The following is a 6,987-nucleotide window of genomic DNA, read 5'->3' on the forward strand; positions in this document are numbered from 1 at the left end:
TCCGCAAGCTGATGGATGCGCTGACCGAAGTATACCTGCAGATGATGCTGGTCGAAGGATTCCTCCACGCCGACCCGCCTCCCGGGAACATCCTGGTCGCGGCGGACGGAGCCCTGGTATTTCTGGACTGGGGGATGGTGATGCACTTGAGCCAGCTCACGCGCGACCGGGTGCTCCGCCTCGCCCTGGCCGCCGGCCGCCAGGACCTGGACGCGATGATCAATGGGATGTACGCGCTGGGAATGATCGACCCGGAGATCTCGCGCGCCGAGATCCGGGATGCCGCGGCCGAAATCCTCCTCGTCCTCGAGCGCGCCCGCGAGCTGGGGACGCGGCGAGTCCAGGAAATGGTGCAGCAGCTCATGGATACGTTCTACACCTGGCCGCTGCTCCTTCCCCGCGAACTGGTCTACTTCTTCCGCGCCGCCGCGCTGCTCGAGGGCATTGGGTTCCGCTACGACCCGAACTTCAACGGGCTCGAGGTCGCCCGCCCCGTGATCCGGCGCATGCGCGCTGACCTGCTGCGCGCCCTGGCCCGCGAGCCGGCCGAGGTGGCGCGCGGGCTGGTGGAAGAGTCGCGCGCCGCGCTGCAGGCCATTCGGGACGTGCTGCGCCGCGCCGAGCGAGAGGAGTTCCGCGTCCGGGCGCACCCCCGCGACGTGCTGCACGGCGAGCGCTTCCTGCTGCTCCAGGTGCGGCGCATCCTGCTCAGCATTTTCGCCCTGACCGTTGCCCTCATTGCTTCCATCACTTTCCTGGCGGTGCGCAGCCCCTGGCTGCTGCTGGCCGGGCTGGTCATGGCCCTGGTCATGTTCGTCATTGTGTTCCTGCTGCCCACGCACCTGCTGGAAAACCCCTTGCGCCACGCGCGCGGATTGCGCTCGCCCCGCGAGGAGGAACGGTTTGACAGGGCCGGCGGGGGCGGGGCATCTTCCGGCGATGAATGAGGCGGCGATTTCCGAGGCGCAGCGCGAATTACTCGCCGAGTTCCGCGCTGGCCGGCGCACCGCGCTGGCCCGGGTGATCAGCCTGGTCGAGAACGGGCGGCCGGGGTTCCAGGAGCTGCTCGACGCGCTGCACGGGGATCAGCGGCGCGCCCACCGTATTGGCATCACGGGGCCGCCGGGCGCCGGCAAGTCCACGCTGGCGGCGGGCTTGATCGGCGCGTACCGCGCCCGGGGGGAGACCGTCGCAGTGATCGCGGTCGACCCTACCTCCCCCTTCAGCGGCGGCGCGCTGCTGGGCGACCGCATCCGCATGGGCGAAGTGGCGCTGGACCCGGGCGTCTACATCCGCTCCATGGCCAGCCGCGGCTCGCTGGGCGGCCTGGCGGTCACTACCCGGGAAGCGGCCGACGTAGTGGACGCGTTCGGCTTCGACCGCATTCTCGTCGAAACCGTGGGCGTGGGACAGGCGGAGCTCGACATTGCCGCCGCGGCAGATACCACTGCGGTCGTGCTGGTGCCCGAGTCCGGCGACTCGATCCAGGCCATGAAAGCAGGTCTGATGGAGGCCTCCGACCTCTTTATCGTGAACAAGGCGGACCGTCCCGGCGCCGAACGCATGGCCCGGGAGATCGAGCTCATGCTGCGCCTCCGCGTCGGCCAGGCGCTGCGCAACGTGCCCGCCCACCACGGCGTGGACTCCGATAGCCGGAGGCGGGCGCCGGCTCGCTGGGAGATTCCCGTGCTCCAGACCGTTGCCGAAACCGGGCACGGCGTTCCCCGATTGGTCGAGGTGCTGGACGAGCACCGCGAGTGGCTGGCCGGGTCCGGCGAGCTGGCACGGCGCCGGCAGGTCCGGCTCACCGAGCGGGTGCGGGCCGCCGTGGACCGGCGGCTGCAGCAGCTCGCCTGGGACGAGAAGGAGGGCCGGCGCCTGCTGGAGGAAGCACTGCCGGCGCTGGAGGCGGGGGCCGAGTCGCCGTATGAGGTGGCGGTGCGAATCGTGCGCGCCGCGCTGGGGTAGTCAACGTGGCACGTCTGCGAAGGCGGTGACGAGCCACTCGAGGTCGATCGGGATTCCGGGTCCTGACGAGGGTGAGTGCTATGGACATGGTGGAACGTGAGATCTCGCCAGCCGAGCTGGCCGAGCAGCTCCGGGACAAGGAACGCGAGCTGGCCGAGCTGAAGGCCCGCCTCGCCGAGTGGGAGGCGGCCTACCTCAGCGTGCCCGAGCGCGATGCCGCTTTCACCACCATTTCCGGCGCACCGATCCAGCCGCTGTACACGCCTCTGGATCTGCCCGCCGACTGGAACTACCTCGAGAAGCTGGGGTTCCCGGGCGAGTTCCCGTTCACCCGCGGGCCTTACACCACGTTGTACCGCACGAGGCTGTGGACCAAGCGCCAGTTCGCGGGTTTCGGCACCGCGGCCGAGACGAACCAGCGCTACAAGTACTTGCTGGACCACGGCCAGACCGGCCTGAGCGTGGCGTTCGATTTCCCCACGCTCATGGGCTATGACTCGGACCACGCTCGCGCCCTGGGCGAGGTGGGGAAGTGCGGAGTCGCGATATCGAGCCTCGCGGACATGGAGACGCTGTTCGATGGCATCCCCCTCGATCAGGTCTCCGTCTCCATGACCATCAACGGGCCGGCCATCATGCTCTTCTGCTTCTACGTCGTGGCCGCGGAGAAGCAGGGGGTGCCGTCCGGGAAGCTGCGCGGCACAGTGCAGAACGACATTTTGAAGGAGTACATGGCGCAGCACGCCTGGATCTTCCCGGCGGAACCGGCGCTCAAGCTGATTGTCGACATGTTCGAGTGGTGCTCCCGCCACGCGCCCAAGTATAACCCCATCTCGATCAGTGGCTATCACATCCGCGAGGCAGGCTCGACGGCGGCGCAGGAGCTGGCGTATACGCTGCGCAACGGCTTCGAGTACGTCGAGCGCGGGATCGCCCGGGGGCTGGACGTAGACGAGTTCGCGCCGCGACTCTCCTTCTTCTTTGACGTGCACAACGAGTTCTTCGAGGAGGTCGCGAAGTTTCGGGCGGCGCGTCGCATCTGGGCGCGCCGGATGCGGGACGTGTATGGCGCGCGGCGCGAGGAATCGTGGCGGCTGCGCACGCACGCGCAGACGGCGGGCGTCAGCCTGGTCGCGCAGCAGCCGGAGAACAACATCGTGCGCGTCGCCTATCAAGCGCTGGCCGCGGTGCTGGGCGGCACGCAGTCGCTGCACACCAATTCGATGGACGAGACGCTGGCTTTGCCCACGGAGAAGGCGGTGCGGATCGCGTTGCGCACGCAGCAGGTCCTGGCCTACGAGACGGGCGTGCCCGGCACCATCGATCCGCTGGCCGGCTCCTACTACGTCGAAGCGCTGACGAACCGGCTGGAGGCCGAGGCGGAGGAGATTTTCGCGGAAGTGGACCGTCTTGGCGGTGTGGTCCGCGGCATCGAGATGGGTTACTTCCAGCGGGAGATTGCGGCGAGCTCGGCGCGGCAGCAGCGGGAGGTCGAGTCGGGCGATCGCATCGTGGTCGGGATCAACGCGTTCACCCAGGGCAACGAGTCGTCCGATATCGAGCTCCTGAGGATCGGTGATGTGGCGGAGCGCGAGCAGTGCGAGCGGCTGTCGCGTCTGCGGGCGGGGCGGGATGCGCGGCAGGTGGAGGCTGCGCTCGAGCGGCTGCGGGTGGCTGCCACCCGCGAGGAGAACGTGATCGAGCCCATGCTCGAATGCGTGCGTGCGTGCGCGACGCTGTACGAGATCCGGCGGGCGCTGGAGGACGTGTACGGCGTTTACCACGAGCCCGTATTCTTCTGATGAGCGGGGTTTCCGAGGCCTTTAACCTCGAGGCCGGCGGCGCTCTGTGGGCGGACGGGGAGGCCGGCCGCTACCGCGTCATCTTCCTCGATGCCGGCGGCACGCTGATCCACCTGGACCGCGCCTTCATCCTGAGCGCGCTGGCGGAGCACGGGGTACCGTGCGACGAAGCCGGCTTTTCCGCGGCGTCTCGTGCGGCGCAGAGCCGGGTGACCCAGTTGCTGCGCTCCGGGGCTCCCGGCGATGACGCGCACCGTGCTCGCCTCTACTGGGCTGCCTTTCTACGCCATGCCGGGTGCCTGGATGGGACGGGGGAGGCCGTCGCGGCGGCGATCTTCAGGCGCCACGATCAAGGACTTCTCTGGAGCTGCGTCGAGCCGGGAACCAGGGACGCGCTGGCCGAGCTGCGGCGCCAGGGCTACATCCTGGGGGTGGTCTCTAATTCGGATGGCCAGGTGGGCGATCTGCTGAGGCGCGCGGGGCTGGCCGAACTGCTGGACCTGGTGGTTGATTCCGCAGTGGTGGGCATCGAGAAGCCGGACGCGCGCATCTTCTGGCTGGCGTGCCAGGCGGCAGGCGCGGCGCCGGCGGAGGCGCTGCACGTGGGCGACATCTACGACATCGATGTGGTCGGCGCCCGGGCCGCGGGTCTGGATGCGCTGCTGGTGGATCCCGGTGATGCCTGCGGCGACGTCGACTGCCCGCGCATCCCTGGGGTCTCGCACCTCCCCGGCTGGCCTGGACTCCAGCGCGCCGGGTGAGCACGGCTCTTCGTCTCGGCCGTCTCGCGGCCTTCTGAAGCAGGTCTCTCCCCATGGAACCTGAAGCCCCACTTACTGCCGCCGCCATCGCCTTCCGACTCGCGCTGGTGTTCTTGCTGGTCCTGGCCAACGCGTTCTTCGTGGCCGCGGAGTTCGGCCTGGTGGGCGCCCGCCGCACGCGCATGGACGCGCTCCAGCGAGCGGGCAACCGGCGGGCCCGTCTGGCCAACGAGGCGATCCGTCACCTGGATCTCTACATCTCGGGCACCCAGTTGGGTATTACCCTGGCTTCCCTGGGGCTGGGCTGGGTGGGCGAGAGCACGCTGGCCGCGGTGATGCAGCAGGCCTTCAGCGGGCTGGCCGACCCCTGGAACGCCATCGCCCGGCATAGCGTGGCCGCAACCGTCGCCTTCATCTTCATAACCTTCCTGCACATCGTGTTAGGCGAGCTGGCGCCGAAATCGCTGGCGCTGCTGTTCCCCGAGTCCGTGAGCCTGTGGACGGCAGGGCCGCTGATCGCCTTTTCCCGCGTCTTCTCCCCCTTCATTGCGCTGCTCAACGGCGCGGCCAACCTGCTACTCAGGGCGCTGGGGCTGCGCGCGCCGACCGAGCTCGAGCGGGTGCACCGGCCCGAGGAGATCGAGATGCTGCTAACGCAGAGCTACCAGCACGGGTTGCTGCGGGAGGAGCCGGTCGAGATGATCCGCGGCGTCTTCGACCTCTCGGAAACCACTGCCGCCGAGGTCATGACTCCGCGCACCGAGATGGTCGCTGTCCCCGCCGGCGCCACCGTGGAGGAGGCCGCCGACATCGTGCTGGACGCGGGGCACTCGCGCGTGCCCGTCTACGAGGGGTCGCTGGACCGGATCGTCGGGGTGGTCCGCGCCCGCGACGTCTGGCGCGCGCAGCGCGAGGGGCAGGAGAGCCTGGCCGAGCTGGTGCGGCCCGTCCCCTTCGTGCCGGACAGCAAGCCCATCGAGGGGCTGCTGCGCGAGATGCAGGAAGCGCAGGTGCACATGGCCGTGGTGGTAGACGAGTTCGGCGGCACGGCGGGGATCGTGACGCTCGAGGACCTGGTCGAGGAAATCGTGGGCGAGATCCGAGACGAGCACGAGGAGGTCTCGCCGGAGATCGAAGAGACCGCGGCGGGGGACATCCTGCTGGACGGCACCGTCGCCGTGAGCGACCTCAACGCCCGCTACGGGCTGAACCTGCCCGAGGAGGACTATACCACCGTAGCCGGCTACGTCATGGGGATCCTGGGGCGGATCGCGCGGGCGGGCGATGAAGTGGGCTTCGCCGGCGGCCGGCTGCGCGTGACGGCTATGGACAGGCGCCGGATCGGCCGCCTCGCGCTGCTGCTTAGCCCGAACCACCTGCCGGCACCGGCGTCGGACGAGACGTGACCCACCGCGCTGCCGGCCGTCCGGGGCCCTGATGGCGGCAGTCGCCCCGCCTCATTGTCGTGGCCGAAAAGACGCCCTAGCTTTTGGCGCGGCGGCTGTGCTGAAAACCCGAGGCAGGAACGAGATGCCCGAACGGAAGATCCGTGTCCTGGTCGCGAAGCCCGGGCTCGATGGCCATGACCGCGGCGCCAAGGTGATCGCCAGTGCCTTCCGCGACGCCGGCTTCGAGGTCATCTACACCGGGCTGCACCAGACGCCCGAGATGATCGCCAGCGCCGCAGTGCAGGAGGACGTGGACGTCGTCGCCCTGTCCATCCTGTCCGGCGCTCACATGACGCTTTTCCCCCGGCTGCTCGAGTTGCTGCGCGAGCAAGGCGCCGGCCATATCCTGGTGACCGGCGGCGGCATCATCCCCGAACAGGACGTGGCCAAGCTGCGGGAACTCGGTGTCGGCCAGCTCTTCGGCCCCGGAACACCCACCTCGGAACCAATCCAGTACATCCGCGAGTGGTCTGCCCAGCATGGCCGTGACCAGGAGGCGTAAGGCCGCTCGCCCGGCCGCCGTCCGTCTCGAGGCCCTCGCCGCCGAGCTGCGCGAGCTCGAGGAGCGCCTCCGGCAGGGGGGCGGCCCGGAGAAGGTCGAACGGCAGCACGCGCAGGGGAAGCTGACCGCCCGGGAACGGCTCGCCCTGCTCCTCGACCCGGACACCCACTTCCTGGAAGTCGGCCTGCTGGTCGCCTTCGACCAGTATGAGGGCCAGGCGCCCGCCGCCGGCGTGGTTACGGGCGTGGGCGTGGTGCACGGCCGGCCAATCGTGGTCGTGGCGAATGATGCTACCGTTAAGGCGGGCTCGTGGTGGCCGGAGACGATCCGCAAGATGCTGCGGGCGCAGGAGATCGCCATGCGCTGCCGCATCCCGATCGTCTACCTGGTGGACTCGGCAGGCGTGAACCTGCCCTATCAGGGCGGCGTGTTCCCCGGCCAGTACGGCGCCAGCCGGATCTTCTACTACAACTCGATCATGCGGCGCTACCTGAAGGTGCCGCAGA

General features: G+C 69.2%; 7 protein-coding genes. All 7 read left to right on the forward strand.

Annotated elements, in window-relative coordinates:
• Nucleotides 1-947 (forward strand): AarF/ABC1/UbiB kinase family protein (locus HY703_09975; protein MBI4545512.1); only part of this gene is annotated, 947 nt, incomplete at its 5' end.
• A complete protein-coding gene (gene meaB / locus HY703_09980) occupies nt 940-1,968 on the forward strand; it encodes a methylmalonyl Co-A mutase-associated GTPase MeaB (protein ID MBI4545513.1) in 1,029 nt (342 codons plus the stop codon). The genes HY703_09975 and meaB, both read left to right, overlap by 8 nt.
• 86 nt (nt 1,969-2,054) lie before the next feature.
• Nucleotides 2,055-3,770, forward strand: a complete 1,716-nt coding sequence (locus HY703_09985; protein MBI4545514.1) for a methylmalonyl-CoA mutase — start codon at nt 2,055-2,057, stop codon at nt 3,768-3,770.
• Nucleotides 3,770-4,531, forward strand: coding sequence for an HAD-IA family hydrolase (locus HY703_09990; protein MBI4545515.1), 762 nt, complete (start codon nt 3,770-3,772; stop codon nt 4,529-4,531). Before HY703_09985 ends, HY703_09990 begins: the two co-directional genes overlap by 1 nt.
• A gap of 53 nt (nt 4,532-4,584) precedes the next feature.
• Nucleotides 4,585-5,937: an HlyC/CorC family transporter gene (locus HY703_09995; protein MBI4545516.1), complete on the forward strand. Its 1,353-nt coding sequence runs from the start codon at nt 4,585-4,587 to the stop codon at nt 5,935-5,937.
• Nucleotides 5,938-6,061: 124 nt separating this feature from the next.
• Nucleotides 6,062-6,481: a cobalamin B12-binding domain-containing protein gene (locus HY703_10000; protein MBI4545517.1), complete on the forward strand. Its 420-nt coding sequence runs from the start codon at nt 6,062-6,064 to the stop codon at nt 6,479-6,481.
• On the forward strand, nt 6,459-6,987 hold a 529-nt coding region (locus HY703_10005; GenBank protein ID MBI4545518.1), incomplete at its 3' end, for an acyl-CoA carboxylase subunit beta. The genes HY703_10000 and HY703_10005, both read left to right, overlap by 23 nt.

The sequence above is a fragment of the Gemmatimonadota bacterium genome, from assembly GCA_016209965.1.
In the GTDB taxonomy this organism is placed as follows: Bacteria; Gemmatimonadota; Gemmatimonadetes; order Longimicrobiales; family RSA9; genus JACQVE01.